Genomic DNA, 26,651 nt, shown 5'->3' with positions numbered 1-26,651 from the left:
TTAACATACAGTGAGTTACAATTGGCATATACTTTATTTCACTTGATTGGAGAGTGTGATATGGCCTATCGGGATCCAGCCTTGAAACTCTTATCTCATGTGTACTGGCATCAGAAAAAAGAGTTTATGTTTGAGCGTGATGACTACCCTTGCTGGACGTTGTTTGCGGTGGAGGAGGGGAGTTTTTTCTATGAAATTCGTGCGGAGCAGGGGGAGGCTAGACTAGGAGATCTTGTGCTTTGTCCACCTCGTACCGTGTTCCGGAGAAAAACATTGGAGCCGCTGACTTTTCACTTTTTACAATTTATAGGTGAGCCTCATATGGAACAGGAAGCAACCTGGCAGGGTAAGCTGTCCGTACAAGATCTACCGCGCCTGACATCCAGTTATCGTTACTTGCGAACGTTACAAGGCTGGGATGAAGAGAGTACAGCGCACAAGCTTTACCTTGTGAATGATCTCATGCGCATGGTGCATATGGACCAACTTGTCGAGGAGAGTCCTCCAGTCACCGTTATGGATGAACAGATGGACGAAGCGCGGAGCTTTCTGACGGATCATGCGTTTGGAAATCTGTCCATGTTGGAGTTAGCCACTTCATTGGGGCTGACGCCTGTTCAATTTACCCGTAGATTTCGAAAAGCATTTGGCCAAACACCGACCGAATTTATTAACGATTTGCGACTTACGCGTGCGAAACATCTTTTAGAGAATACGACATTCACCATGGACATGATTGCTACCCAATGTGGATATGAAAATGGCTTCTACTTAAGCCGTGTGTTTACACAAAAAATCGGCAAAGCACCATCCCTATATCGCAGCATGCATCGGGTATAGCATAAAAAGAGGCCGTCTCAAGTCAATTCGACTTGAAACAGCCTCTTTTCATAATGAACGTTAACTACCGGTATACGGCAGTTTTCCTTCTGTGTATTCGTTCTCTGGCTTGCGAATCCAGCGCTGTAAATATCCTTGCGTATGTAAGGCCTTAATCAGAATGATGAGTACGGGCGAGAGAATAACGCCTGCCACACCGAAGAGGGATAGCGATACAATCATGAAGGCTAAGGTTGTAAATGCGGATACGCCTAAGGATTCCCCTGTGATTTTGGGCTCCATAATCTGTCTCACGAGAATAACGACAAGAAGCAAGGCACTAAGCCAAATGGCTAATGTGGTATTCCCTACGATGAACAGATAGATGATCCAAGGTATGAACAAGGTTGATACGCCGAGTAAGGGCAAGACATCGAATACCGCGGAAAGCAGCGCGATAGAGAAGGCGTTATTCACATTGAGCACAAGCAAAGCAATGAAAACAACGATAAACGTCAATGTGATAAGCTTGGCTTGTGCTTTTACATAAGAAACAATTCCTTTAACTACGTTCTCTTTTAGAAAAAAGAAGGCGGATTTAAACGTATTTGGTGTTTGTTCATTGGCAATCCGTTTCCAAGATTCAATTTCGATGCTTAAGAAGTATGCGAGAATGATGCCGACGATGAAATTGAACATGAACGTGGAGAAGGAAGTCAGGGAAGCAACCAGTCCAGATAAAAAGGCAACAAGGAAAGTGGAAGCTTTTCCTGCAAATTGCCCTGCATAATCTTTAGCTTTGCCCGTCACATCATCAGGCATGGCTTGGAAGCGATCGTTTAATTCGGCAATCCGATGGATGATCTGGTCATTAAAAATCGCTGCATAGTCATCAATTTTATCAACAAGACTCATGATCTGACTGGTGAAAATGACGATAGCTCCTGCTAATGCCCCCAGAATGATAAGGACGAACACCAACGTTGAAATCGCGGAAGCTAAAGATTTGCTCATCCCTTTACGATTCAAGAAACGAGCAAGCGGCTCGATCATCATGAAAATGATTAAAGCCAGAAAAATTGGCGTGGCGATGGCGTACAAATAACTGAATAGCAGCATGAATAAGTAGACGGTTAATGCGATGAGCCCAATGTCAAATACCGTTCGCCAATATTTCTTGTAAAAAGACAGCATCCCTGTTCCTCCAGATCATTATTGTTCAGTTAGAATAATCGGTCCATTGCTTGTAATCGCAATCGTATGCTCGTACTGTGCAGATAAGCTGCCGTCGTACGTTCTAGCTGTCCAACCATCTTGGTCTACTTTGGAATGAAATTTACCGACATTTAGCATCGGTTCGATGGTGAAAACCATGCCTTCTTTAATGCGCGGCCCTTTGCCAGCAGGTCCATAGTGAGGCACTTGAGGTTCTTCATGCATCTCGGAACCAATACCGTGACCGATGAAATCCCTAACAACAGAGAAACCTTGTGACTCCGCATAGACTTGAATAGCGTGGGAGACATCCCCGATGCGGTTGCCGACCACAGCTTTTTCAATCCCTTTGTAGAGAGATTCCTTCGTAACTTGCAGCAGTTTTTCAGCAACAGGCGAAATGTTGCCAACCGCGTAGGACCAAGCGGAATCTGCTAACCAACCATCGATGCGCACTACCATATCTATGGTGACGATGTCGCCATCATTTAATGGTTCTTTCTTCGGAAAGCCATGACAAATCACATCATTTACGGATGCACAGGTTGCATACGGATAGCCATGATAGCCTTTTTGCTCAGGAGTTGCACCATGTTTCGCTAGAAAGCCTTCAACGAATTGATCGATTTCCCAAGAAGTAATTCCTGGTCGAATCATTTTCGCGATTTCTTTATGGCAATCGGCCAGGATGCGGCCTGCTTTTCCCATGGCTTCAATTTGTTCTTTTGATTTAATTGTAATCATCAAGTACCTCTCCTCTTCGTAGTCCCTAATTGTTCATTATGTCCATTTTGCTGACCAAAGCTTCATCTCTTTAATAATTTGATGCAGATCCTGCCCTTTTGGTGTCAACGTGTACTCGACAGTAACAGGAACCGTAGGGAACGCCATACGCTCCAGAACCCCATGTTCTTCAAGGTGGCGCAAAATATCCGTGAGGGATTTGGGACTGATGCCCGTAATTTGACGCTGCAGCTCTCCGAAACGCTTCGTGCCGCAAAACAATTCTCGAAGCACAAGAAATGCCCATTTCCCGCCAATAACTTCTAGTGTTCGTTCAACGGAACATTCGATTTCTTTCGGGATTTTAGGAATATAATTGCTAGTTGAGGCGACTTTTTCATTCTCTAGCGTTGACATGAGATCGCTTCCTTTCATGAAAGTCGTGTAGGTTACTTACGTCAAGGTTAGTAAGTTAACATTTTGTAATAAGGGATGAATACTCATACTACTATGTATTTTAAAGTTCCTTATGTAATTTGGCAATAGAAGGGCAGAATAGGACAAGGTTGATTTCATGCTCTAGATTCTTTACAATAGAGTTAAAATTTATTGTTTCAGGAGATGTGTACATATGAAAGTCAAAATTTCTCGTAATGCAGCAAAGGTACTTCAATTGGAGCTTAATAAAGAAGAAAACAAAGGTTTGTTGGTTCGCGTACAAGTGACGCATAAGCATGGTGATCATGCTCACTATGGTTTGGGTCTTGATGATAAAACAGCAAATGATGTTGTAGTAAACACGGATAAAGGCATTGATGTTTTGCTTGATCAAACAGAACCGCTTCTAGACGGTATTCGTATTGACTACTTCTACACACCAGAAGAAGGCTTCATGATCACGAACCCAAGCAAGGGGAACCACGGAGACCACTAATGCCGAATGATATTCGCATTTGTGATAAATGCAAACACATGAAGGTGAAATCAGCACTTGCCAAAATAAGTGCGATTGCACCGGATACAGAAGTCAAGGTTGCGTGCAAGTCGTATTGCGGTCCATGTTCGCGGTTCGCATTTATATTTATTAATGGCCGCTACATTACAGGCGCAACGGAAGACGAAGCGATCGAGAAAGCAAAGAAATACGTTAAATAGTAGTAAAAAAGCATCCGTCCAATTGGACAGGATGCTTTTTTACTATTTTTTGAAAGTAGGCTTAAGCATGAACGGGGGACTTCTCAAGGAGCTTCTGAATTTGCTTTTCAATTTTGCGCGGCGTCGTGGTTGGGGAAAAGCGTTTGATCACATTTCCGTCCTGATCTACGAGGAATTTGGTGAAATTCCATTTGATCCCCGAGCCGAATAGCCCCGATGCTTTACTTTTCAGATAACGGTATAACGGATGAGTTCCCGCACCATTGACCTCGATTTTGGAGAAAAGGGGGAAATTAACACCGAAATTAATCTGACAGGCCTGCTCAACCTGCGCATCATCGCCTGGCTCTTGATCCTTGAATTGGTTACAAGGGAAGCCTAGAACGCTAAATCCTTGGTCTTTGTACGTATCATGGAGCTCTTGAAGCCCTTTGAATTGAGGAGCAAATCCGCATTTCGTTGCTGTATTGACAATGAGCAGGACTTGATTCTTATACGTGGAGAGGGATTTCTCTTCACCGCGGATCGTCTTCACTTGAAATTGATGTACGCTCATTAGGTCACAACCTTCCGTCACTATTATTTCACGCAAATTAATTGTACACAAATTTAATTTGAATGAAAAGCTATTTTTTTACCAGATCTCTTAGCGCACCAGCTACCTCTGGAAAACGCCATTCGAATCCATTCTCCTGCAAAACCCGCGGAATCACCTTCTGACCTTCCAATAGCAGCACAGACAGTTCACCGAAAATCAACCTCATCAAGAAAGCCGGAACTGGAAACAGATTCGGTCTTCGCATAGCTTTCGCCATCTCGCGTCCGAAATCTTTATTGGTAACAGGCTGCGCAGTTGTAGCATTTACTGGACCTTCTATAGATGTGTTCCGAATACAGAAATCGATCAGTCGAACCATATCTTCAATGTGAATCCACGATACCCATTGCCTGCCACTTCCGACAGTACCCCCGACGCCCATCTTGTAGGGCAGAGCCATTTTGGGGAAAGCCCCTTCCTTATTATCCAAAACAAGGCCAACCCGAACCTTCACGAGGCGTGTTCCTTGAATAAGATCAGCGGCAGCCTCCCATTGCTTGACGACATCAGATAAGAAATCTGTACGTCGATGAGGACTTCGCTCGTCAAAGGTAGCTGTCTCCGAAATGCCGTAATAAGACATCCCGGATGCATTCACTACGACCTTAGGCTTTGGGTTCATATTGGCGACTAGCTTAGCTACATGTGCTGCAGCTTCCAAACGAGACTGAACAATACGAGTCTTAGCCGCAGCTGTCCAACGTTGACTGATGGATTCTCCAGCCAAATTGACAATGGCATCGAGTCCTTGAAGCAGACTCGTATTTTTGTCTAACTCCTGCCAGGTTATCGTTCTGACACCAGGAATCTGTTTCGATGATGAGCGTGATATATTAATAAGTTCGTGACCTTGTTCTAACCAGTAAGTTATTAAGCGTTTTCCAATAAAACCGCTGCCACCTGTAATCGCTATTTTCATCGCTAACACCTCCATATCGCCATTATAAAACGTACACCCAATAAATACCATCTGTCAGCATATGCTTTGAAAAAGTGGAAATTCCCAGTGCGAAATTACGACACAATCTGCGCTTTTCGTGTATAATTGAAATTCGGCGTCAATTAATTAACCCTTGGGTAATTCGTATGTCAGCGAGAGGAGTCATCGTCTATGAATCGTATACGTTATTTTCTGCAATCCTATCATCCTATCGTACATACGTTACTCTTAGGTACGGTCATGGCCCGGGCTGCGTCCTCCATGAGTTTACCTTTCCTAGCCATTTATTTGGCCAAGCATTCAGATATGAGCCCAGGGCTCATTGGAATTGTCATTGGTATGGGCGCTTTAGCTGGTACATTCGGCGGGTTTGTCGGTGGCACCTTGTCTGACCGTTTTGGACGACGGGTGATCATGCTCGCGGCACTCTTTGGTTGGGGAGTCGTATTCCTGGGGTTCGGCGTTGTGAAATTACCAGTCCTATTTATGCTGCTTAATATGTTAAATGGTCTTTGCCGCTCGTTCTATGAGCCTGTGTCGCAAGCCTTAATGGCAGATCTTACAGAGCTATCTAAGAGGCGGCAGGTGTTTTCACTTCGGTACATGGCCATTAACATCGGTGTGGCCGTAGGTCCATTGCTGGGAGCCTTCTTTGCAACAATGAATGGTGCTTTGCCTTTCTTGCTAACGGGTATTATCTATTTAATTTATGGCATCACATTGTACGCTCTACTTATCAAGTTCGGCATTAAGAAAATTGAAGGCGAGAAGAAAGCGATTGTGACTTTCAGTTCTGCATGGGGAGTCATTCGTAAGGATGTGACCTTCCGTCTGTACATTGTCGGGGGCATTATTGGGGCAATTGGCTACTCTCAAGTGATGGTCACGTTGTCGCAGTACCTGCAGAGGGACTTTGCTGATGGTGTCAAAATGTTTGCCATTCTCATGAGCGCCAATGCCATTGTCGTTATTGTTATGCAGATACCGCTTGGGAAATGGGCGGAGAAGTATTCGCCATTAACAGCGATTGTCGTAGGGAATCTAATGTTCGCTTTAGGGGATATCGGTTTTGCTTTCTCACACACACTCATTTGGCTCATTATTTCAATGGCTATATTCACATTTGGTGAAATTCTCAATTATCCAGCAGCGAACATGTTAATCGATAAGCTTGCGCCGGAAAATATGCGAGGAACTTACTACGGTGCTCAAACGTTAACGAACCTCGGTCATTTTATGGGGCCATGGATTGGCGGCTTTTTATTGGTGTCCTATGGAGGTCAATCGCTCTTTCTTGCAATCGCAATTTTGTCTTTGGTGGGGTCGATTTTCTATTGGAAAGGCACAAAACGTCAAAATCCGGTAAAAATATCGTCGAAAATGCAAACATTTTGATGGATTTCGTAAAAATAGTTCCTCCGAACTATTCGAATTGGAATCGTCATCCCTTATCCTTGAGAGTATAGGATGTCTAGTGTTATCGCTTCATCTAATCAGTTTCAGTACGTCATCTCGATAAAGGCAAAGCTGGCGAAAGCCAGCGACGCAAAGCTACAGGGGCTTTACTTCTCCTGAAAAGGACAAGCAGCCAGCCAGCCGCCGAACGATTGGGAATTCACATTAGAACCCCTCTAGTCGGTTCACTACGGTGGGGTTTTTTCTCTGTCATAGCGAAGCAAATGAAAACCAATGGAACAAGTTGAACAAAGGAGGCCCTCGCGGCATGAAATCGGAAGAGCAATTGCAGGAGGAACAAAAAGTAACATCATTATGCGGTAACCATGTTGCACGTTTGGTGCCATCCACGGATGGACCTAAGCTCATGATTAACCGAGAAGAATACGCATTGAACGAAGCCTGTTGGGATGTCGAAATGTTTCATGGAAGAAACAATAGCATTCTCATTTTCTACTGGAAAGGCGAAGTTAAGCTGTCCGTGAAAATACCCCCAATGGCTCAAATCGAAGGTTTTTTAACTAGACTATTTCAATGCATGTCCTCCAAATTGAGAGCGGTTCAACCTATCTAGGTGAATCGTTCTTTTTTTATTGAAAAAAGAAAGCAGCTCAATGAAGCGGCGAGTGATTTTCTCATTGTCACATATCGACACTAGCTGATATAATATGATCATCATAATTCGTAGTTCTTAAGAACTATCTCAAAAGGGGATGCATGGCATGAGATTGATCACACGTTCCGATTTCGATGGTTTAGTATGCGCGATGCTCTTCAAACAATTAAACATGGTGGATGAAATGAAGTTCGTCCATCCCAAAGATATGCAGGACGGTCTTATTGAAGTGAATGAGCACGATATTTTGGCCAATGTGCCGTATGTCCCAGGCTGCGGATTATGGTTTGATCATCATACAAGTGAGCTGACACGCTTGGGTGAATCGGTAACGTTTAAAGGGGAAACTCGGATTGCGCCAAGCGCTGCGCGGGTGGTCTATGATTATTATGGTGGTAAAGAAACCTTCGGAGATATCGACGATATTATGCAAGGTGTGGACAAAGCAGACTCTGCACAGTTCAGTAAAGAGGATATTTTGAACCCGAGCGGTTGGGATTTACTTTCTTTTATCATGGATGCTCGTACAGGGCTTGGCCGTTATCGGGATTATCGAATCAGTAATTATCAGTTGATGGAGGACTTAGTTGCGCATTGTGCAACGAAAACCATTAGCGAGATTATGGAGCTGCCAGATGTTCAGGAACGTGTAGCACGTTACCATGAGTTGGATGCTTTGTATAGGGACATGCTGCAGACTTACACACGGGTAGAAGGTAACGTGATCATTACGGACCTTCGTGATGTTGAGACAATCTATCCAGGCAATCGTTTTATGGTTTATGCGCTCTATCCCGAGCAAAACACATCCATTTGGATTGTAGATGGCCGAAACAAACAAAACTGCGTATTCGCTTGTGGTCACAGTATTGTGAATCGCACAGCCCAAACGAATATTGGTGAGTTGATGCTTCACAATGGCGGCGGCGGACATCACGCTGCAGGAACTTGCCAAGTGGCCTATGCGGAAGCAAATGAGGTCTTACATAAAATTGTTGAAACCATGCAAGCAGCAGGGTAGAATAAGTGAACAAGCCGCAGGATGGGTGCAGCCCAGCATGCGGCTTTTCTTCTTTATAGGGAGCATTCAGCGCTGCTCTCAACGCAAAAAAGAGACAGCTAAGACTTATATGCTAAGTCTTAGCTGCCTCTTTTTCATTATGGCGTGCTATCTATCCGATCTACGTGGAGGAAAGGGGCCAAGATATTGGAACAAATTACATTCGATCCGTCCGTTGAACAGCTTGCGCTTCTTATCGGCGCGGCGGTTCATATAATGCTCAAGTTGTGTACTTGGGCTTAGGATAAACAAGCTCCACGACGGCATCGGTCGCGTTAATGCACCGAGCTCACGCAGCGCCAGCTCGACATCCGGTGCTTCACCAAGCCGCTCGCCGTACGGCGGATTGGTGATCAAGCAGCCATAATCGCCACGCGGGCGCGCTTTGGCGATAGGCTCAACCTTCAGCTGGAACTGCTTCGTCAGTCCAGCTGCCTTGGCGGCCGCCTCTGCCACTTCGATGGCAGCAGGATCCATATCGCTGCCGACGATGTGCAGCGGCACGTTGTCTTTCACCGCGTCGAAGGCTTCGTCGCGGGCTTTGTCCCACAGCTTGCGGGGAATGTTCCCCCAAGCTTCACTAGGGAAGCTGCGCCGCAGGCCTGGCGCAATGTTCCAGCCGATCATCGCGGCCTCGATCGGAATCGTACCCGACCCGCAGAACGGGTCGTAGAGCGGCCGCTCTACGCTCCAGCGGCTCAGCAAGATCATAGCTGCCGCCATGGTTTCCTTGAGCGGCGCTTCGGTTACGAGCTTGCGATAGCCGCGCTTGTGCAAGCTAGGTCCGGTCGTGTCAATCGTGAGTGTCGCGATATCGTTCAAAAGCGCGACTTCGATCACGTAGCGTGCCCCGTTCTCAGGGAACCACTCCGTGCCGTATTTAAGCTTCATTTTCTCGACGACAGCTTTCTTGGCGATTCCTTGGCAAGCAGGAACGCTGGACAGCTGTGACTTATGGGAACGACCCTCAACAGGGAACTCGGCATCGTTCGGAATCCAATCTGGCCAAGCAAGAGCTTTGGTGCCTTCGAATAGCTCATCGAAGGTAGTTGCTTTGAATTGTCCCATAAGTACAAGGACGCGATCTGCGGTACGCAGCCAAAGGTTGGTGCGGCAGATGGCTAATTCGTCACCAAAGAAACGGACGCGTCCATTCTCGACGGTCAATTCCTCATAGCCGAGATCTCGGATTTCGCGGGCGACGATGGCCTCAAGTCCCATCGGGCAAGTGGCGATTAGTTCAATTTTTTGTGGCATAGGTATAGTCCTTCCATCCGGGTTGTACAACGCTCAGAAAACTCATACAATTAACAAGTATAGGACAAATAGGTTACACTTACAAACGGGTATTGGAAAGATGAGTCGAATGATGCGAATTTAGGAGGACAAATACATGGAAAACATCACAGCTGAAAGCTATATGGAAGGTTTATACGAGGAAGATGCCGTTCTAACCAAGGTGAAAGAAGTCATTGTTGCTCACAATATGCCTGAGATCTCAATCGCGCCAGGATATGGCAGATTATTAACGATGATGGTAACGATGATCGGTGCGAAGCGAGTGTTAGAAATAGGGGCATTAGGCGGATACAGCGGAATCTGTTTGGCACGTGGGTTAAAAAAGGGCGGTAAGCTCATTTCACTCGAGCTCAAACAGGATTTCGCCGATGTGGCGAAGCGCAACGTGACAGACGCAGGACTCGGTGAATTCGTAGAGTACCGAATTGGCGAAGCCCTCACTCACTTGAACGAACTGCTGGAGCAGGGGGAACGTTTTGATTTCTTCTTTATTGATGCAGATAAAGTGAATTATCCGAACTATTTGGAGCTCGCGATCAAGTTGGCGAATCCTGGTGCCATTATTGCAGGAGATAACACACTTATGCGCGGTAAAGTTGTTGATGAGAAGCAAACGAAAGCATCAGTTCAAGCAATGCGAACGTTTAATCAACGGATTGCAACAGATGAAAGGCTCGAAAGCACAATTCTTCCAGCGTATGACGGTTTAGCCTTAGCACGGGTGAAATAGCTTAGATGACAAAAAAAAGCGATAGGCTGCCACGGCAGTCTGTCGCTTTTTTTGGGTTGTTAGGAGGCCTTTTCCTTCGTATGTAAATCGGAATCGATTCTTGGGTTGTTTGGAATGTGTGTTAATGGTGCCTTCGGCTGATTAGTAGGGCCGAGTTGGGTCGTTTGTTGTTTCTTAAAGCTCATTGTACTAAGGCTGTTCCAGTAAATGAACAAACACTCCGCACAAACGATAACAAGGATGATTCTACGCCAGTTAAGTTGCATTCATTACCATGCCTCACTTTCCATCATACCCCTATATTAGCATGTGGTGGAATTAATTTCCATAAGTTTTCATCCAAAGGTAAAATCTCTCTGGATTCGCATATCATGTCGAATAAATGGAAAAGCTCCATCTAATTTTGGTGGTGGGGAGATAAGTGAGGACGCAAGGATGCTTAACCATTTAAATGAACCAACCCCGTCGTAATCTCCAACTCATATCGTTGGCTGTCCGGCATCTGAACCTCATAAGCCATCTGTACAGCTCGTTTGATATCATAAGGAACACGTACGAACTGGAGCGCAAAACCTGCGTGAACCGTGGGGTCATTATCCCCCTCAATTATGCAGTAGCACGCTTGAGGTATGCCGTCATAGGGAACGCCTACACTACCTACGTTGAACAGCAGCAACCCACTAGGTTCCCCAGCATTAGCACTTGCAGATACCACAGAATCGCCTTCACCCAGCAGACAAATCCGCTCCTCCACACTTACGCCATCACTCTCCCTCTTCTCCGAGGGATTGCTCAACGTCAACATATAGGGGATATGGATATCCCCATAACCGACAATATCCGGCGTTATGCCTCCATCGAGAGAGCCGGTCATCGCTGTATTTTCAAACATCGCCAATCGCTCGTTCTTAGTAGCTTCGCGCTTCAAACGATGAAAGACGCTTTGCGCGGATGCGTGGAACAATCGTATGTGCTTCCCGCTAAGGTTCACATGAATCGCATAGGGCAGCCCCTTCAAATAGGCGAGTCGCTCATCGCCTAGTGACAGCTGTTGCCACAAGCCAGCCGGCAGTTCCTGCGGAAGTGTAATGCCTAGATCCCAGTTGCCTTGCACGACGGCTTCACAAGTTTGCTGAATGAGATCCACGACTTCGGCAGAGCTGGGACCTTTGCCCACGAGGTCGCCTAAGCAAAAAATACGTGTGATGCCTCTGCGCGCAATATCATTAAGTACGGCTTCAAGAGCAGGCAGGTTGCCATGAATATCTGAAATAACAGCGATTCTCTCCATGTCATTCGTTCCCTTTCTTCCTAAAACCATGAATAGTCATGCTTCTGTTATAACACACGGCAGACGATCTGAAAATGTGAGCCGCCCTATTACCCAACGATGTCGACATCTGTTATAATTTGTAGGGGGAAAGGGGAATGTTTTCATTGGAATCCAGACAAGAACGTCACGGTAAATCGAAAAAAGATTCAAACCCAAGCAAAAAGCCTTCGCTTAAAGTTTTGGGTGGCTTCACAGTTGCAGCGATTGCTTGTTTCGCGGTTGGAATCGGGGCTTCCTATTGGACCTCCACTTATCATAATGGGGAAGAAGACGGAACGGTTTCAACACCGATGGCGGTTATTTCTCCCAAACCATCGTCCTCCACGTCGAGTGGCAGTTCGACGGCTACAGCTAGTCCCAAAGCTTCTGCTGTCGTTACCCCATCTTCAACACCTACTAGTACGAACGCACCCGCTGTACAACCAGTAGGAACAGGCTCACAAGTGAAGTTAACGTTTGTGGGTGATGTGATCATGGCCTCCAAAGTGGAAGATATTTTGAAGCAAAAAGGTTTTGACTATCCGTATACGAATGTGAAAGACTACTTGACCAAAGCTGATTTTACGATTGCAAATTTGGAATCACCGATAACGACTAGAGGCAGTGTTCAAAGCAAGGAATACGTGTATCGCTCTTCACCCGAGGCGTTGCCTCCGCTTAAACAAGCAGGTGTGGATATTGTTAATTTAGCGAATAACCATGTGATGGATTATGGCACAGAAGGTTTGCTAGATACGTTGAAGGCTCTGGATCAACAGGGCATCAAACGCGTAGGTGCGGGTAAGGATAACACAGAAGCTTATCAACCCGTGATTGTGGAAAAGGATGGCATGAAGATTGCTGTTTTTGGTTTCAGCCGCGTCGTGCCTGAAGCTTCATGGAAAGCTGCTCCTGGACATCCGGGTGTTGCCGAAACGTATAGCTATAAGGTGCCAGTTGAAGCGATCGAAAAAGCGAAAGCATCCGCTGATCTGGTCGTTGTTGTGGCACACTGGGGTGTTGAACGCGATGACAATCCGGACAAAAACCAAAAAGAACTCGCGCATCGTTACATTGATGCAGGGGCAGATCTTATCATTGGCGGACATCCGCACGTCCTGCAAGGATTTGAGCAATATAAGGGCAAATGGATTGCGTATAGCTTAGGGAACTTCATTTTTACGACAAATGACACGCCGAAAACATGGGAAACGGTCATCTTGGAAGCTGCCTGCTCGAAGGATAAGTCTTGCAATATTCATCTGGTACCTATTTTGACCAAATCAGCATTGCCAACTCCGATGAATACGGAAGATGGGGAAAAGCTATTTCAACGACTAAGCAAGATTTCTATAGGGGCTGGGGTAGATGCCCAAGGAAATGTGATTAAGAAATAAGAGGAGTTCAACTACCATGACAATAACGGTCCGAAACATATATTGCGTTGGACGTAACTACCGCGCACATGCGGCAGAACTTGGAAATGATGTTCCTGATCAACCGATGATTTTCACGAAGCCCACACATGCCTTAGTACATATGGATGGCAGCGAGCTGACACTTCCTAATACTCAAGGTGAGATTCATTATGAGGCTGAACTGGTTGTACATATTGCCAAACCTTACACGGAAGGGATAAAAGTTGATGAGATCGTAGATCAATATGCGCTTGGCATTGATTTTACACTTCGTGATGTCCAGAATGTGATTAAGAAAAAGGGCCAACCATGGCTGCCTGCCAAAGGGTTTCTAAAGTCGGCGCCCGTTACCGATTTCCGTCCATTCCCAGGGGCTTCTGAGTTGACGAAGTCGAACTTCCAGCTCCTTCAGAATGAGCAGGTAGTTCAGGATGGCAACATCTCGCATATGATTTTCGATCTTCAAACGATTATCGATTATGTTGCGAAGCACTATGGATTGGGTCCAGGGGACATCATTTTCACAGGGACTCCTGAAGGCGTAGGTCCTGTCAAGGATGGCGACCGTTTAGAGCTTCTCTGGGGAGAAGAACAATTCGGAGCTTCTAGTATTCGTATGTAATCTAAAAGGGCAGTCTCAAGGTCATATCGACCCGTGAGACTGCCCTTTTTCTATGTATTAGGATTCTATCGAATTGGCTAAGGCTGTATCCGAGTATTGCTCTCTTACGCGGAGTATGGCCGGTAACTGCTTGAAAAAGGCATCAACCACATCGGGATCAAAATGCTCGCCACGTTCTTCTTGGAACAGCTGAAGGATGCGATCGAGCTCCCAGGCTTTTTTGTACACACGATCACTGCCGAGTGCATCGAAAACATCGGCTATGGCCGTTATACGTCCATTAATATGAATGTCAGTCCCTTGTATGCCACGTGGGTATCCGCGACCATTCCATTTCTCATGATGCTCATAAGCAACGATAGCTGCCGTTTTGAGAATATGACGGGTTGAATTTCGAAGTAGGTTGTAACCAATGAGCGTATGGTTCTGCATAAGCTTGAACTCTTCTTCAGTCAACTTACCAGGCTTATTCAAAATGGCATCGGGAATCGCTACTTTGCCAATATCGTGCATGGGGGATGCAATTTTGAGTAGTTCCGCTTCTTCCTGACTCATGCCTAGCTCTAAGGCTAGCAAATAAGAATACTCGGCAACACGCTTTACGTGATTGCCTGTCTCTTTGGAACGACTTTCACCAATTTCCCCCATTCGGAAAATAATTTCTTTCTGCGTCTCTTCAATTTCCATCGTAAGCAGCGCAGATTCCAAGGATTTGCCTGCATAGGAAGAGGCCAACGTTAAATACTCCATATCCTTGTCGGAGAATTGTTCACTGACAGTCAGTTTATTAATCGCTTGATAAGCACCCATAATCTCACCGTTGCTATTTCGGAAGGGGATCACCATGAGGGCCTTCGTTCGATAACCTGTTTGCTGATCAGTATAGATGGCACCATTTTGCAAATAAGATTTATATTCCTCATTGGTATAAGCATCATGGATGAAGACTGCTTGATCATTCGTTACGGCATAACCGACTAGACCAGCAGTGCTTGGGATTCGAATTTCATCAAGACCATGAGCAACTTTGGACCAAAGCTCATTATTCTGTGTATCTAACAGCCAGACGGTACAACGATCGGAGACAATCATCTCACGACCCATATCCGCCATTAGCATGAGTACATGATCAAGTATACGTTCATTCGCAATTTTGGCAGCATAGTCGAAAATGACACGCAGCATTTCCTCGGGCGCCAGGTCTCTTTTAAATCGGGAATTGGTAGTGGATTGATCTTGCTCCATGTCAGCCTCCTTACGCTTTTCCCTCTCATAGTATCATAGATTTGGCTGTTATTGGTTAAGAATCTGCAGAAAATCATGAAAATTGTCGAATTTATCATACGAATTACCACAGTAAAGAGAGTTGGGTGAACTATGATACAATATGGATTATCAGGTACAGCTAATAAGAATTTGAATGTGAAGGAGAGAATTCTACACATGCCAGTCATCTATGGAATCGCAGGTAGTCTGATCATAGCTGGGGCAGCCTATTGGAAACGTTCCTTATCTCTATCCGGATTAATTGCAGCAGTGCTGCTAGGAACGACGATGTATGCGTTGGGGAGTCTTGCGTGGTTTGGTACACTTATCGCATTTTTTATCTCATCTAGCTTGTTATCGAAGCTTAAGCATCAGCGTAAGGCAGCAGCTGAAAGCGGCTATGCCAAAGGTGGTAGACGTGATGCAGGGCAAGTTGCTGCGAATGGTGGCTTAGGGTTGTTGCTATGTATTGGAAATGCCATCTGGCCGAGTCCACTCTGGTGGCTGTTATTTATTGGCGTTATGGCAACCGTTACCGCGGATACATGGGCGACGGAAATCGGAGGGATGAGCAAGTCGATTCCACGCTCTATTGTAACGGGAAAACGGGTGACAGCAGGGACCTCAGGAGGCATTACTGGCCTTGGACTACTTGCGTCGATTCTTGGCGGGGCTTTTATCGGCCTCATCGGAGGGCTTCTAAACCAACTCGGGGAGCCGCAAGCGGTGAGTAGTTCGATGGTGCTCCTAATCTTGCTGGGATCACTTGCAGGATTAGGAGGTTCTCTCGTTGATTCTTGGCTTGGGGCTACGCTGCAGGTGATGTTTCATTGTGAGGTCTGTGGTAAAACGATTGAGAAGCAGGAGCATTGTAATCAGAAAGCAAGACAAATACGTGGTCTCCAAGGAATGAGCAATGATGCAGTTAATGCAAGCTCATCTTTCATTGGAGGAGGAATATGCCTCGTTTTATACATGGTGTTCACTTTGCTCTAGCTTAGCATCAGTTGGTGCTTCAGGTGTCGGATTTAGCGCTTCGTGAAGTTGTTTCTCTACTTGTTTCACTTTACGCTGGAGCTTATATTGACGAACCATGCCGAAGAGACCAACAATCAAACCACCTAATAAGGTTGAAGTTAAAATGACAAGAATCAGAGGCGTGGACGTCGTTGTGAATAGGAAGTTCACTTGTACGGGATCCACATTGACAACAGCAAAAACCGCAGTAAGTAGAGCAAATAATAAAGCACTGATGAGAATCCATTGTATTTTCAAGTATCCATCATCCTCTCGATTTTAAGAAAAAGGTTGAAAGCAGAGGCTTTCAACCTTTTTGGTCTTGCAATCCGACTCTCAACGAGGAGAGTGGCTTGTATCGTGCATGCAGTTACTTCGTAAGCTCTTCCATCTGATCTAACAGGGAGCTGAATACGCTCATCGCTTGTTTGATCGGCTCAGGCGTAGACATATCCACACCGGCCTTCTTAAGGATGTTCAACGAGTAGTCGCTGCCGCCGCTTTTGAGGAAGCCGAGGTAGCGGTCAACCGCTGGCTGGCCTTCATCCAAAATCTGCTTCGCAAAGGAAGTAGCAGCAGAGAAGCCTGTCGCATATTTATAAACATAGAAACTGTTATAGAAGTGAGGAATCCGAGCCCATTCCATCTCGATATCTTGATCCACAACCATGTCATTGCCATGGTAGAGCTTATTCAATCCATAGTAGATTTCACTGAACTCTTGTGGTGTTAAAGACTCGCCTTCTTCGGCCTTCTCATGCGTGATCATTTCGAATTCAGCGAACATCGTTTGACGGAATACCGTTGTACGGAATTGGTCCGCATAGTACGTAAGCAAATACATTTTTTCCTTAGGATCTGTTACACGCTTCAACAGGTAATCCATGAGTAGAGCTTCATTCAGCGTGGAAGCAACTTCTGCTAAGAAAATGGTGTATTGCGCATACCGATACTCTTGATTCTCATCGGACAAATAGGAATGAATCGCATGACCCATCTCATGTGTCAACGTAAACATGCTATTCAAATTGTCTTTATGGTTCAACAATACGTAAGGATGTGTGCCGTAAGCGCCCCAGCTGTAAGCGCCGTTGCGTTTATTTTTGTTCTCATACACATCGATCCAGTGGTTGTCGAAGCCGTCTTGTAGAATTTTCAAGTAATTTTCACCTAGCGGAGCCAAGCTTTTCTTGATTTCTTCTTTAGCTTGCTGATAAGTAATGTCCATCTTGAATTCTTCAACGAGCGGTGCAAACAGGTCATACATATGTAACTCATCGACCTTGAGCAGCTTTTTACGGAGTTTGAGATACCGCTGCAACTGAGGCAAGGACTCATGAATGGTGGAAATTAAGTTCGTGTACACTTCTTTTTTGATATTATCGCCAAATAGTGTGGATTCAAGAACAGAAGGGTAATGACGCGCTTTGGCATAGAAAATGTTCTTGTTAATGTTCGCGCTTAGCGTCGCACCAATGGTATTCCGATTATTGCGATAGGTGTCATAGACCGCTTTGAACGCATTTTTTCGAACTTCAGGATCACGGCTTTCTAGGAATTGAATATAGCTGCCATGCGTAAGCTCGACTTCTTCACCTTTTTCATTCTTCACTTTCGGGAACTTCAAATCAGCATTGTTCAGCATGCCGAAGATCGTACTAGGTGCGCCAGCCATATTACCTGCTTGAGCAAGAAGTGCTTCTTGTTCTTTGCTCAACGTATGAGGCTTCTGACGAATCATTTCTTCAAGCGTATCTTTATAAAAAGATAAGGAAGGATCATTCACAAGCTGCTGAAGCTTTTCGTCCGAAAGGCTGAGAATTTCAGGAGAAATAAAGGAAGAAGCTTCACCAAATTCAACACTAAGTTTTTTAGCTTTTTCGGATAAGGCCTGATAAACAGGTTCAGCTGTATCTTCATGATGCTTCATGTTGGAATAAACATATAATCTTTCCATCTTAACTGAGAGCTCATCTTCTAACTGGAAGATTTGCTTCACAGCTGCGGCGTCGTTGATTTTCCCTTGGAAGGCGCTGATTTTGCTAAGCGAGCCCTTCACTTCTTGAAATTCTTGATCCCAAGCCTTCTGATCGGCAAATAAATCCTCCAACTGCCAACGGTGCTCGGCTGGTACTTGCTTGCGATCCAATAATTGAGTCATCGGAGCCCTCCTGTCCTTGTTTTGAGATTGGGGTAAGCTGGTATCCTTTGCGTGTAAATCAGCTAATGGGACTGAGCTAAGCAGAATTCCCATGACAGCCGTTACATAAAGAAGGCGCATTGCGGTCATCGCTCCCGGCATATTCCCATGAGGGATGCACGAACTGAAATCCCATTTCATGGTTTTCACCTAGTATGACCGTTTGCTTAATCAATTATTATTATACAAAACAAACGACGCTGCCGTCCATGATGGACGAGCAAGTATGGAAGTATTTTCAAGTTCCAGCTCGGAAGAAGCTAAGTACGATCAGAACGAAGGATATGGAAACCATAACAATCGCTAGTAAAGCAAGGTAACGTTTCATCTGTGCCGGAAGGCTGTCTTTTTTCATAATTAAAATGATCGCCAGGCAAAAGGATACAATTACAAATGTGAGAATAGATCCAGAATCAGTCATCGAAAATCATCCTTTTTGCTGTAGAGTATGATACTTGTTTCGTATCATACTAATTTTCGCTATGCAGGGTCAAACTCCTTTTTCATCCGGCATGCTGCATCGTATCACGGTTCGACTCTTCATCGTCTTCCTCTTTAACAAGAATGAACTTGCCACGAGAATCCATTTTGACAGTGTAGCGGTCCTCAGGGGAGATTTGCGCTTCTTCGCTAAGTTCTTTTGGAAGAGTGAGTTGTCCGCTATCCCCGACACTTACTTGGTAGCCAATCATTTTCGCCCATTTGCCTGCGCCCAGCACGAGGATGACGAGTAAACCAATGAATAACCATTTTCCTAACGGGTTGGATTCGAAGAAAGGGGCTAGGAATTTTTCGCCTGTAATCATCTTTCCTGCGGTAAGTGCAAGTACGCCAGCTCCGATATAAATGATCGACGGGTACTTTTCAATCCATTTAATGAATAAAGTGCTTCCCCAGACCACGATAGGCACACTGACAAGTAGACCAATAATGACGAGCAAGAAGTTACCATGTGCAGCACCAGCGACTGCGATGACATTATCTAATCCCATGACCGCATCAGCGATAATGATCGTTCGAATAGCAGCCCACATGGTGTCTTTCACTTTCATATCTTCATGACTTTTCTTTTCGCTAAGTAGCTTATACGAAATCCAGAGAAGCAAGATACCGCCGACTAACAGCAACCCAGGGATTTTGAGCAACGTAACGACAACAAGCGTGGCCAAAGCTCGAATCACAATCGCGCCAACCGTGCCCCAGAGAATGACTTTCTTTTGTGTTTCCTTTTTCAAATTACGTGCAGCCATCCCAATCACAATCGCGTTATCACCTGCCAAAACCAAGTCAATCAAGATAATACTGAGCAGTGAGACGAAAAAGCCCGTTGACAACCAATCCATACGCGAACACACTCCTTCAAGGTTATTTTGAAGCAAAAAGAGCCTAGCACCGCTTGACCGGTGAAGGCTCTAATTCATCAAAAAAGACCTTCACCAATGAACATGGCAAAGGTCTTGCTAACAACGTTGTCGTTGCCAATAAAGCCGGGATCTGATGAGGATCCGAATTGACGACTTTACTGTATCAGCTACTCCCCTTTGGAGTGTTACTATGAGATTATACGTTAATATATGCGATGCGTTTCAAAATAGAATCATTTTTTTTTATACGTTTTTAAAAGCGTCCATAATGGCTTGCCATTCTTCTTCGGTACCGTCGAATTTATCTTTGGCAAAGCGTTCGCTAGCCCAGTGCAGCATAGCAGGTCGTCCAATAAAAGTGTGGCACTCTTCGCCCCATTGGTCGGAAATCTCGGTTAAGACGATTTTGGTGCCTTGCACCTCGACATTGAGCATGTTCCATTTATCTTTTTTATAAATCGTATGTCTTTTGAAGGGTTGATGCGACATGGCTATTTTCCTCGTTTCTGTAATAAGCTTATAGATGAAAACAATCGTATCATAAAATGCGACTATTTCCAAACAAGAGGCTCGTTTTTTTCGTTATTTTGTTATTGCGCACGGGCATCTCCCATGTTAGAATTCTCCTAATCCTTTCCATAGGGAAGGGGTTATGAGCCGAGCCAAGGAGAGATGAGCATGGAACAGAAGCAAGTTTATGAGCAAATTGGGGTTGCTATGACCTCGAGATCGTACGTGGAATATGAGAAAATGTTTATGTTGCAGACAACGGAACTGATTGGCAAAAGAGTGTTGGATGTCTCTGGAGGCGCCTCTTCGTTTACAGCAGAAGCAAGGCAGCTTGGGATCGAGGCAGAAGCAGTTGATCCATTATACGAGAAGTCGCCAGACGCAATTGCTGAGCATGGCAGGCAAGAAATTGAGCGTAGTACAGCCAAGTTGTCTAAACTAACGGATGTGTACGACTGGACGTTTTACGGGTCTGTCGAGCAGCATCGGGCAGGACGTATTCAAGCGCTTCAGCGTTTTGTAGAGGATTTCTCCAGCGCAGAAGGATCAGCCAGATATCATAAAGCTGCTTTACCATCATTACCATTCGAAGCGGAGAGCTTTGATCTCGTTATGTGCAGTCACTTTCTTTTTCTATATGAAGAGCAGTTTGATTATTCGTTTCATACTGGGGCTGTTCGTGAGCTGCTTCGTGTTTGCAAGCCAGGTGGCGAGGTTAGGATATACCCGTTGATGAATTTCCGAACAGAGGAATATTCTCGCCTTCACGATTTAATCCTCGAGTTCGAGTTAGCTGGATTTACCGTTCAAAAGAGAGAAGCTAGTCTACCTTTTTTACCAAATTCTCAGCAATATTTAAGCATAAAAAAAGAGCCCTCTGCATAGTGGAAAACCTTGGTACATCAACAAATTTCAGCTTATCCACCTCGGAATTTCCGTTGATTTTTCACCACTCAAATGGTATAATTTCCTTATTCGTCATAGATGGCGATATTTTTAGGAGGTTGTTCATTTGAAGGGTACAGTGAAATGGTTCAACGCAGAAAAAGGGTACGGTTTTATTTCTGTTGATGGAGGCGACGATGTATTCGTTCACTTCTCCGCAATTCAGGGCGAAGGATTCAAAACATTAGAAGAAGGCCAATCCGTTGAGTTTGATATTACTCAAGGTAACCGTGGTCCTCAAGCAGCTAACGTCACCAAATTATAAGATTCTGGGACTCCCTACTTATAAATAGTGTCATAGCACAAGCAATAAAGACAGTTCTCGAGAACACTCGAGGCTGTCTTTTTTGTTTGCTTCGTTTTCAATTGGTCACTGGGGCGGGTATAAGCCATGCCAGAGTATGTCGATAATTTGAGTGGCGGCTTTACCTTCATCTGGGAACATATGATCCCCGTTCCCATCACGCGCATGACCCATCATGAGGAGCGAAGTGTAGGCGCGTGCGATCACGCGGGGATCTACGGGACCAATTTCGCCAGAGTCAATCGAGTTCTGGAATTCGGTTTCGAGCGCATCCAATATACCTTGCTCGGACTTGCGCATAGCTTTCATTTGCTCCTCGGAAAGTGTGGCTTCCATCTTGCGCATGAACGAATGCAAGTCGAAATCGACCGCTTTTAGATGCCCCTCTGTAATGCTGAGAAGTCTTTCACGAAGCGGAGTAGGTTCGCTTAAACGTTTAAGCGTGACACGTCTGACATTGTCCATGAGCTGAATCATAGAGGCTGTAAGCAAGTCGGATTTGGAGGGGAAATAGTAATAAACCGATGCTTTCGTGACCTGGCACTCTTTGGCAATATCATCCATAGACACAGATTCGAAGCCGCGAGATAAGAATAAAGGGATAGCGGTCATTAAGATTTTCTGATTAAGAGGCAATTCTCCCTGTGAGACACGGGGTCTGCCAAGAGGTTTTGACTTTTTTTCCATAAGTTTGTGTCACTCCTGAGACGATTCTAAATAACGCTTGATTAATTAACTATCTAGTATATATAATTAATCCTGTACTAATATTTATTATAACACTATTTTCTATGTATAGGAGAGAAGCAACGTTATGCACGAAAATCCTTTCTTCAGTAAAATTGGTGGAATGGTTGCAGGTCGCCGAAGCAAATGGGTGACACTTGCCGTTTGGATTTTACTTACAGGCCTATTATCTGTCTTACTGCCTAATGTCAATTCACAAGAAAATAATGCTGCTAGGCAATTGCCAACAGATTCTTGGTCGCTTGAAGCAGCAGCCCTTATGAAAGAGCAGTTTCCAAGTAATGAAGGCGTTCCTGCTCTCGTTGTTTGGTATCGTGATTCGGGATTAACGGATCAAGATTTGGCTGCTGTTCAAAAGGTTACGAAACAGCTCACGGATTCACCGTTAGCTGCTCAGAAGGGATTGCCTCCCTTGCATCAGATGCCTGCTCCTGCACTAAAAAGCATGGTATCCAAGGATGGCAAAATACTCGTGCTGCCGATTTCGTTTAATGAGGGAACGGAAACAGAAGTCCTCCAGGAAGGCATGAAGAAGCTGGAAGAGATAACGGTAAGTCAATTAGGCAGTGACCCTTTTGAAGCTAACATAGACGAAGAAGGTCTGCATGCCCGAATTACAGGTCCTGTCGGCATTCAAACGGATGCGACGGCGCTATTCAAAGGAGCAGACTTTACGCTGCTGTTAGCAACGGTGCTGCTTGTACTCGTTCTGCTTATTCTCTTGTATCGCTCACCAATTCTAGCTATTATTCCACTGATTGGCGTAGGATTTGCCTACGGTGTCATTTCTCCTATTCTTGGATTCATGGCACAAGAAGGATGGATCACCATCGACGCGCAGTCGATCTCCATTATGACAGTGCTGTTGTTTGGTGCAGGAACGGATTATTGCCTCTTTTTCGTTGCTCGGTACCGACAAGCGCTTTTGGAGGAGAAAGACAAGTATAGCGCACTTCGTGTTTCGTTTGGGGGCTCAACAGGTGCGATCGGGATGAGTGGACTTACAGTTATTGTGTCCTTGTTGGGCTTGTTATTCGCTCATTATGGCTCCAATCATCGGTTCGCAATTCCGTTCAGTGTCGCGATCTTCATCATGGCACTGGCTAGTCTGACTTTAGTTCCAGCATTACTTGCTATTATTGGTCGTGTGTCCTTCTTCCCGTTCATTCCGCTGACGGCCGAGATGCGTGCAGAGAAAGAAGCGCGCAAAGGGAAGCGCATGAAAGAACAAAAGCCTGTCGGTGCATTAAACGCTGCACTAGGGCGTGTTGTAACTGAAAAGCCGAAAAGCGTGCTGGCTATCTCCTTAATCATTCTTATCGCGCTTGCTGCTTTTGCCCCGCAGATTAAGTTCACATACAACATTCTGGAATCGTTCCCTTCCACAATGGCGTCTCGAGAAGGCTTTTCACTATTAGCTGATCATGTTTCACCAGGCTCATTGGCTCCAGTAAAAGTGGTGGTGAATACAGAAGGCAAGAACGCGGATGTTCAAGGAGCACTTGCCAAGCTCTCGTATGTTGAATCCGTGAGTAAACCAGAGGATAGTAAGAAGGACGCTAATTATAAAGCGTATGAGTTGATTTTTAAGCAGGATCCCTATGATTTAGAAGTTATTAATCGGATTCCTGAGATTCGGAACATGGCGGAGCAAAAGCTTGTAGAAGCTGGTGTAGCTTCACCGCAAGTCTGGGTAGGTGGTGAAACCGCTACACAATATGACACGAAGACTGTTGTGGAACGCGATACCAAGATTGTTATCCCGGTCGTTATTACCGTAATTGCGATACTGTTACTTGTGTATTTACGTTCGATTGTCGCAACCGTCTACTTGATTGCAACCGTCCTGCTTTCTTATTACTCAGCGTTAGGCGCAGGCTGGCTTATTTTGCACTATTTCATGGATACGGCTGCGATTCAAGGCTTAATTCCGCTATATGCCTTCGTGTTCCTTGTTGCGCTAGGAGAGGACTATAACATCTTCATGATTTCGAGTATTTGGCAGGAGCGCAACCGTTTAAAACTAAAGGATGCGATTCGATTAGGGGTAAGCTCAACAAGTAGTGTGATCACATCAGCAGGTTTGATTCTAGCAGGGACATTTGCTGTACTAGCTTCATTGCCAATTCAAGTACTTGTGCAGTTTGGTGTGATCTGTGCTGTCGGGGTCATTTTGGATACGTTCATCGTAAGACCATTCCTTGTTCCTTCGATTACAATGCTGTTAGGAGATGCTGTTTTCTGGCCTAGCAAAGTGAAGAGAAAGGCACAAGCACCAGCTTCGGATAACTAAATGGTTGTAAAAAAGGAGCTGTCCGCATTCTGCGGTCAGCTCCTACTTGTTAGTCGATAATTTGAAGAATATCGTCTACTTCTTTACGGGCCATTTTACCTGGTTTGTCCTTCGGATAACCAAGGGAAATAACCATGTTAATCTGATATTCGGCTGGAATGTCCAGATATGCGCGGATTTGATCTTGTGCAAGCAACACTGGCCCCGTCATTGGACACGTTGCTAAACCTCTCGCATGAGCGGCAAGCATCAAGTTCTGGGAGGCAAGGCAAGAGCTCTTAATGCCTTCTTCCGCCCATACATGATCATCGACTAATTGAATCGGATCGAAGATGCGATCACGGAACTTGGATTCATACGGTGTAGCCAAGCAAATGATAAGAACAGGTGCATCGGAGAAAGCCGTCGCGTAAGGTCCGAAAGATCTTACGAGCATGCGTGCTTCGCGAGACAGCCCTTTCTCCTCAGCAGCCGCGGCGCGCAAGTGGAGTTGATCCCAAGTTAATTGCTCGATATGTTTGATCTTTTCTGTATTTCGAATGGCGATAAATTTCCAAGTTTGTGAATTCGTATCACTAGGAGCGTACCGTGCGCAGTCGATGATTTCACGAATATCTTCAAGTGCGACTTCTTGCTCTGTAAAGTTACGAATGCTGCGTCTTTCTAACACGATGGTTTTGAAATCTTCATACTTCATAATAAATGTGTACCTACCTTTGCTGCTCATATTATCGATGTGATGTTATTACTTGGTACTAAGACTATATCCGTATTATAGGGGAGATGGGCTTGGAGTACAACTGCTGCGAGCGTTAAATTGTCAAAGCAACCAGCCAATGACACACTCTTGTATCATCGACTAGGAAGTGCATCTTCATTCTTCTGAAAAAGGTGAGTGCATAGAAAACCAATCGCGGATGCCGTTGATAGACAAGCGGCTAGGATATAAACGGTACTGCCACTTGTTGCATTGTAGATCCAACCACCTGCAGTACCACTTATTAAACCAGCGATACTTGACCAGGCAACCGCGAAAATGGCCTGCCCAGAGGAACGATATTCATCTGGAATAATTTGGCTCAAATAACGATTCGCTGTAAATAAGAAGACACCGAAAGTTAAGCTGTGGAGAAGCTGGATGCCAATGACCCAAGTTGGATCTTGGATAATGCTCATCATGATGAAGCGGAAGGCATAGATCACGCCTGCAAAAGCAAGTAAGGGCAATTCCTTAAAGCGGTGACCGTGCTTGCTCAAATAGAAGAACACGGGAATTTCACTTAGCGCCGATGTCATCCAGGCATACCCGATCAGCGAGTCAGAAGCGCCTAGTTGACGCATATAGAGGGCTAAGAAGCCATCGTTAAAGCGATGTGAGACCGACATGATGATAACGAGTACAAGAAACCAGATGAACTTCTTGGATCGGATGATGTTCACCATGCCGCCGAAGGCCATCTTTTTGCCGCCTTGGCGTGTATCTTTTAGCAAAAGAAGAATGAGTAATGTCATGCTGATCGTTATAAAAAGTAGGACAGGTGTTAGTCCAGTTCCATATGCTTTCAATAATAGACCGAAGCCTCCCGCAGAAAGCGCGAACCCAATGGAGCCATACGCACGGAAAGAGGCATAGCTTTTCCCGCTAGAGCGAATGTGCAGCATGACTTGACTATCATTCAAGGAGTTAACCGGTTGCTGGAAGAAGAAAAATGCGGCTAAACAAACATAAAGCAGGGAGAACCACCCTGCCGTAAACACGAAGATGGCTGTTAGCAGTTGACCGAGAATCAGAATGATCATGATTTTTTTTACGGTTTGAAAGCGATCACTTAAGAAGCCCCAGAGCAAGTTGGTTGCAATACCGATCAGCGGACCAATGGCATAAAGTAAGCCGATTTGGATTTTCGAATACCCTTTATAATCGAAATACAAGGGGAAAAAGGTAACAACAATCCCCATCGTCATAAAAAAAGCGAGTGTAAACATTTTAAGCAATCGGTCATTTCGATCAATCGCATTAGAATTGGACAAGGTAATCATCAC

At 45.1% G+C, this 26,651-nt stretch carries 29 protein-coding genes, 1 pseudogene and 1 riboswitch; of the genes and pseudogenes, 13 read left to right on the top strand and 17 right to left on the bottom strand.

Translation table 11 applies throughout. The annotated features are described in order from the left end of the window. The first annotated feature begins 60 nt into the window (after positions 1-60). Positions 61-840 (top strand): AraC family transcriptional regulator, encoded by a 780-nt coding sequence (locus tag AC58QT_RS18190; RefSeq protein ID WP_497410245.1) that lies wholly within the window; start codon positions 61-63, stop codon positions 838-840. Between the two features lie 60 nt (positions 841-900). On the opposite strand, the gene ytvI is transcribed toward AC58QT_RS18190, so the two are convergent. From ytvI to AC58QT_RS18175, 3 genes are read right to left on the bottom strand one after another with little or no spacing between them, the layout of a single operon-like run. Then, positions 901-2,013, bottom strand: coding sequence for a sporulation integral membrane protein YtvI (gene ytvI / locus AC58QT_RS18185; RefSeq protein WP_497410244.1), 1,113 nt, complete (start codon positions 2,011-2,013; stop codon positions 901-903). Positions 2,014-2,031: 18 nt separating this feature from the next. Next, positions 2,032-2,778: a type I methionyl aminopeptidase gene (gene map, locus AC58QT_RS18180; protein ID WP_310222393.1), complete on the bottom strand. Its 747-nt coding sequence runs from the start codon at positions 2,776-2,778 to the stop codon at positions 2,032-2,034. 36 nt (positions 2,779-2,814) lie between these two features. Beyond that, positions 2,815-3,174: a winged helix-turn-helix transcriptional regulator gene (locus tag AC58QT_RS18175; RefSeq protein WP_310222395.1), complete on the bottom strand. Its 360-nt coding sequence runs from the start codon at positions 3,172-3,174 to the stop codon at positions 2,815-2,817. A 214-nt stretch (positions 3,175-3,388) separates the two neighbouring features. On the opposite strand from AC58QT_RS18175, the gene AC58QT_RS18170 reads away from it, so the two are divergent. Next, positions 3,389-3,691, top strand: a complete 303-nt coding sequence (locus tag AC58QT_RS18170; protein ID WP_310222397.1) for an iron-sulfur cluster assembly accessory protein — start codon at positions 3,389-3,391, stop codon at positions 3,689-3,691. Next, positions 3,691-3,912 (top strand): DUF1450 domain-containing protein, encoded by a 222-nt coding sequence (locus AC58QT_RS18165; protein ID WP_310222399.1) that lies wholly within the window; start codon positions 3,691-3,693, stop codon positions 3,910-3,912. The genes AC58QT_RS18170 and AC58QT_RS18165 overlap by 1 nt, the downstream gene beginning before the upstream one ends. Positions 3,913-3,973: 61 nt before the next feature. Here the strand turns inward: AC58QT_RS18165 and AC58QT_RS18160 are convergent, their stop codons facing one another. Together AC58QT_RS18160 and AC58QT_RS18155 are read right to left on the bottom strand one after the other, a co-directional pair. Next, on the bottom strand, positions 3,974-4,468 hold the full coding sequence (locus AC58QT_RS18160; protein WP_310222401.1) for a glutathione peroxidase: 495 nt from the start codon (positions 4,466-4,468) through the stop codon (positions 3,974-3,976). A 70-nt stretch (positions 4,469-4,538) separates the two neighbouring features. Continuing rightward, positions 4,539-5,429 (bottom strand): TIGR01777 family oxidoreductase, encoded by an 891-nt coding sequence (locus AC58QT_RS18155; protein WP_497410243.1) that lies wholly within the window; start codon positions 5,427-5,429, stop codon positions 4,539-4,541. A gap of 192 nt (positions 5,430-5,621) precedes the next feature. Between AC58QT_RS18155 and AC58QT_RS18150 the strand changes: the two genes are divergently transcribed. From AC58QT_RS18150 to AC58QT_RS18140, 3 genes are all read left to right on the top strand, one after another. Then, complete coding sequence (locus AC58QT_RS18150; RefSeq protein WP_497410242.1) at positions 5,622-6,845, top strand: MDR family MFS transporter; 1,224 nt, start codon at positions 5,622-5,624, stop codon at positions 6,843-6,845. 115 nt (positions 6,846-6,960) lie between these two features. After that, positions 6,961-7,054: riboswitch (cyclic di-GMP riboswitch) on the top strand. A 119-nt stretch (positions 7,055-7,173) separates the two neighbouring features. Then, positions 7,174-7,479 carry a hypothetical protein gene (locus AC58QT_RS18145; RefSeq protein WP_310222408.1) on the top strand — a complete coding sequence of 102 codons (306 nt, stop codon included), beginning with the start codon at positions 7,174-7,176 and terminating at the stop codon, positions 7,477-7,479. 148 nt (positions 7,480-7,627) lie between these two features. Beyond that, the gene (locus AC58QT_RS18140) at positions 7,628-8,542 is read left to right on the top strand and encodes an exopolyphosphatase (RefSeq protein ID WP_497410241.1); all 915 of its coding nucleotides are present in this window, start codon (positions 7,628-7,630) and stop codon (positions 8,540-8,542) included. A 147-nt stretch (positions 8,543-8,689) separates the two neighbouring features. On the opposite strand, the gene AC58QT_RS18135 is transcribed toward AC58QT_RS18140, so the two are convergent. Then, positions 8,690-9,838 carry a THUMP domain-containing class I SAM-dependent RNA methyltransferase gene (locus AC58QT_RS18135; RefSeq protein ID WP_497410240.1) on the bottom strand — a complete coding sequence of 383 codons (1,149 nt, stop codon included), beginning with the start codon at positions 9,836-9,838 and terminating at the stop codon, positions 8,690-8,692. Between the two features lie 136 nt (positions 9,839-9,974). On the opposite strand from AC58QT_RS18135, the gene AC58QT_RS18130 reads away from it, so the two are divergent. Next, positions 9,975-10,610: an O-methyltransferase gene (locus AC58QT_RS18130; RefSeq protein WP_497410239.1), complete on the top strand. Its 636-nt coding sequence runs from the start codon at positions 9,975-9,977 to the stop codon at positions 10,608-10,610. Between the two features lie 59 nt (positions 10,611-10,669). Here the strand turns inward: AC58QT_RS18130 and AC58QT_RS18125 are convergent, their stop codons facing one another. After that, entirely contained in the window at positions 10,670-10,876 is a 207-nt protein-coding gene (locus AC58QT_RS18125; protein WP_497410238.1) for a hypothetical protein, read from the bottom strand. Between the two features lie 173 nt (positions 10,877-11,049). Next, on the bottom strand, positions 11,050-11,931 hold the full coding sequence (locus AC58QT_RS18120) for a metallophosphoesterase family protein (RefSeq protein ID WP_497410237.1): 882 nt from the start codon (positions 11,929-11,931) through the stop codon (positions 11,050-11,052). A 107-nt stretch (positions 11,932-12,038) separates the two neighbouring features. On the opposite strand from AC58QT_RS18120, the gene AC58QT_RS18115 reads away from it, so the two are divergent. Further along, positions 12,039-13,319 (top strand): CapA family protein, encoded by a 1,281-nt coding sequence (locus AC58QT_RS18115; protein WP_497410236.1) that lies wholly within the window; start codon positions 12,039-12,041, stop codon positions 13,317-13,319. 16 nt (positions 13,320-13,335) lie between these two features. Beyond that, complete coding sequence (locus AC58QT_RS18110; RefSeq protein WP_497410235.1) at positions 13,336-13,962, top strand: fumarylacetoacetate hydrolase family protein; 627 nt, start codon at positions 13,336-13,338, stop codon at positions 13,960-13,962. Positions 13,963-14,019: 57 nt separating this feature from the next. Here the strand turns inward: AC58QT_RS18110 and AC58QT_RS18105 are convergent, their stop codons facing one another. Next, positions 14,020-15,207 carry an HD domain-containing phosphohydrolase gene (locus AC58QT_RS18105; RefSeq protein ID WP_497410234.1) on the bottom strand — a complete coding sequence of 396 codons (1,188 nt, stop codon included), beginning with the start codon at positions 15,205-15,207 and terminating at the stop codon, positions 14,020-14,022. Between the two features lie 198 nt (positions 15,208-15,405). Between AC58QT_RS18105 and AC58QT_RS18100 the strand changes: the two genes are divergently transcribed. Then, positions 15,406-16,224, top strand: a complete 819-nt coding sequence (locus AC58QT_RS18100) for a DUF92 domain-containing protein (RefSeq protein ID WP_497410233.1) — start codon at positions 15,406-15,408, stop codon at positions 16,222-16,224. On the opposite strand, the gene AC58QT_RS18095 is transcribed toward AC58QT_RS18100, so the two are convergent. The 5 genes and pseudogenes from AC58QT_RS18095 to AC58QT_RS18075 form a co-directional block, all read right to left on the bottom strand. After that, positions 16,198-16,503, bottom strand: coding sequence for a LapA family protein (locus AC58QT_RS18095; RefSeq protein WP_497410232.1), 306 nt, complete (start codon positions 16,501-16,503; stop codon positions 16,198-16,200). The genes AC58QT_RS18100 and AC58QT_RS18095 overlap by 27 nt on opposite strands. Positions 16,504-16,615: 112 nt before the next feature. After that, entirely contained in the window at positions 16,616-18,406 is a 1,791-nt protein-coding gene (pepF, locus tag AC58QT_RS18090; protein ID WP_310222429.1) for an oligoendopeptidase F, read from the bottom strand. 277 nt (positions 18,407-18,683) lie between these two features. Next, positions 18,684-18,866, bottom strand: coding sequence for a hypothetical protein (locus AC58QT_RS18085; protein WP_497283157.1), 183 nt, complete (start codon positions 18,864-18,866; stop codon positions 18,684-18,686). A 280-nt stretch (positions 18,867-19,146) separates the two neighbouring features. Further along, a pseudogene (locus tag AC58QT_RS18080) lies at positions 19,147-19,788 on the bottom strand (TerC family protein); the annotation flags it as partial. A gap of 264 nt (positions 19,789-20,052) precedes the next feature. After that, the gene (locus tag AC58QT_RS18075) at positions 20,053-20,298 is read right to left on the bottom strand and encodes a hypothetical protein (RefSeq protein WP_310225134.1); all 246 of its coding nucleotides are present in this window, start codon (positions 20,296-20,298) and stop codon (positions 20,053-20,055) included. Between the two features lie 189 nt (positions 20,299-20,487). Here AC58QT_RS18075 and AC58QT_RS18070 point away from each other — a divergent pair, with 189 nt between their 5' ends. Continuing rightward, on the top strand, positions 20,488-21,204 hold the full coding sequence (locus tag AC58QT_RS18070) for a class I SAM-dependent methyltransferase (protein ID WP_497410231.1): 717 nt from the start codon (positions 20,488-20,490) through the stop codon (positions 21,202-21,204). A gap of 127 nt (positions 21,205-21,331) precedes the next feature. After that, positions 21,332-21,529 (top strand): cold shock domain-containing protein, encoded by a 198-nt coding sequence (locus tag AC58QT_RS18065; protein WP_028556542.1) that lies wholly within the window; start codon positions 21,332-21,334, stop codon positions 21,527-21,529. Between the two features lie 105 nt (positions 21,530-21,634). Here AC58QT_RS18065 and AC58QT_RS18060 read toward each other — a convergent pair whose 3' ends face one another. Continuing rightward, the gene (locus tag AC58QT_RS18060) at positions 21,635-22,255 is read right to left on the bottom strand and encodes a TetR/AcrR family transcriptional regulator (RefSeq protein ID WP_497410230.1); all 621 of its coding nucleotides are present in this window, start codon (positions 22,253-22,255) and stop codon (positions 21,635-21,637) included. 127 nt (positions 22,256-22,382) lie between these two features. On the opposite strand from AC58QT_RS18060, the gene AC58QT_RS18055 reads away from it, so the two are divergent. Next, the gene (locus AC58QT_RS18055; RefSeq protein ID WP_497410229.1) at positions 22,383-24,608 is read left to right on the top strand and encodes an MMPL family transporter; all 2,226 of its coding nucleotides are present in this window, start codon (positions 22,383-22,385) and stop codon (positions 24,606-24,608) included. Between the two features lie 49 nt (positions 24,609-24,657). Here the strand turns inward: AC58QT_RS18055 and AC58QT_RS18050 are convergent, their stop codons facing one another. Both AC58QT_RS18050 and AC58QT_RS18045 read right to left on the bottom strand, forming a co-directional pair. Beyond that, entirely contained in the window at positions 24,658-25,305 is a 648-nt protein-coding gene (locus AC58QT_RS18050) for a nitroreductase family protein (protein WP_497410228.1), read from the bottom strand. Positions 25,306-25,460: 155 nt separating this feature from the next. Further along, a complete protein-coding gene (locus AC58QT_RS18045; RefSeq protein ID WP_497283148.1) occupies positions 25,461-26,639 on the bottom strand; it encodes an MFS transporter in 1,179 nt (392 codons plus the stop codon). Positions 26,640-26,651 lie beyond the last annotated feature (12 nt).

This window comes from Paenibacillus sp. J31R109 (genome assembly GCF_059692055.1).
Note: the sequence above shows the minus strand (reverse complement) of the source record. Positions and strands in the feature narration are given on the sequence as shown.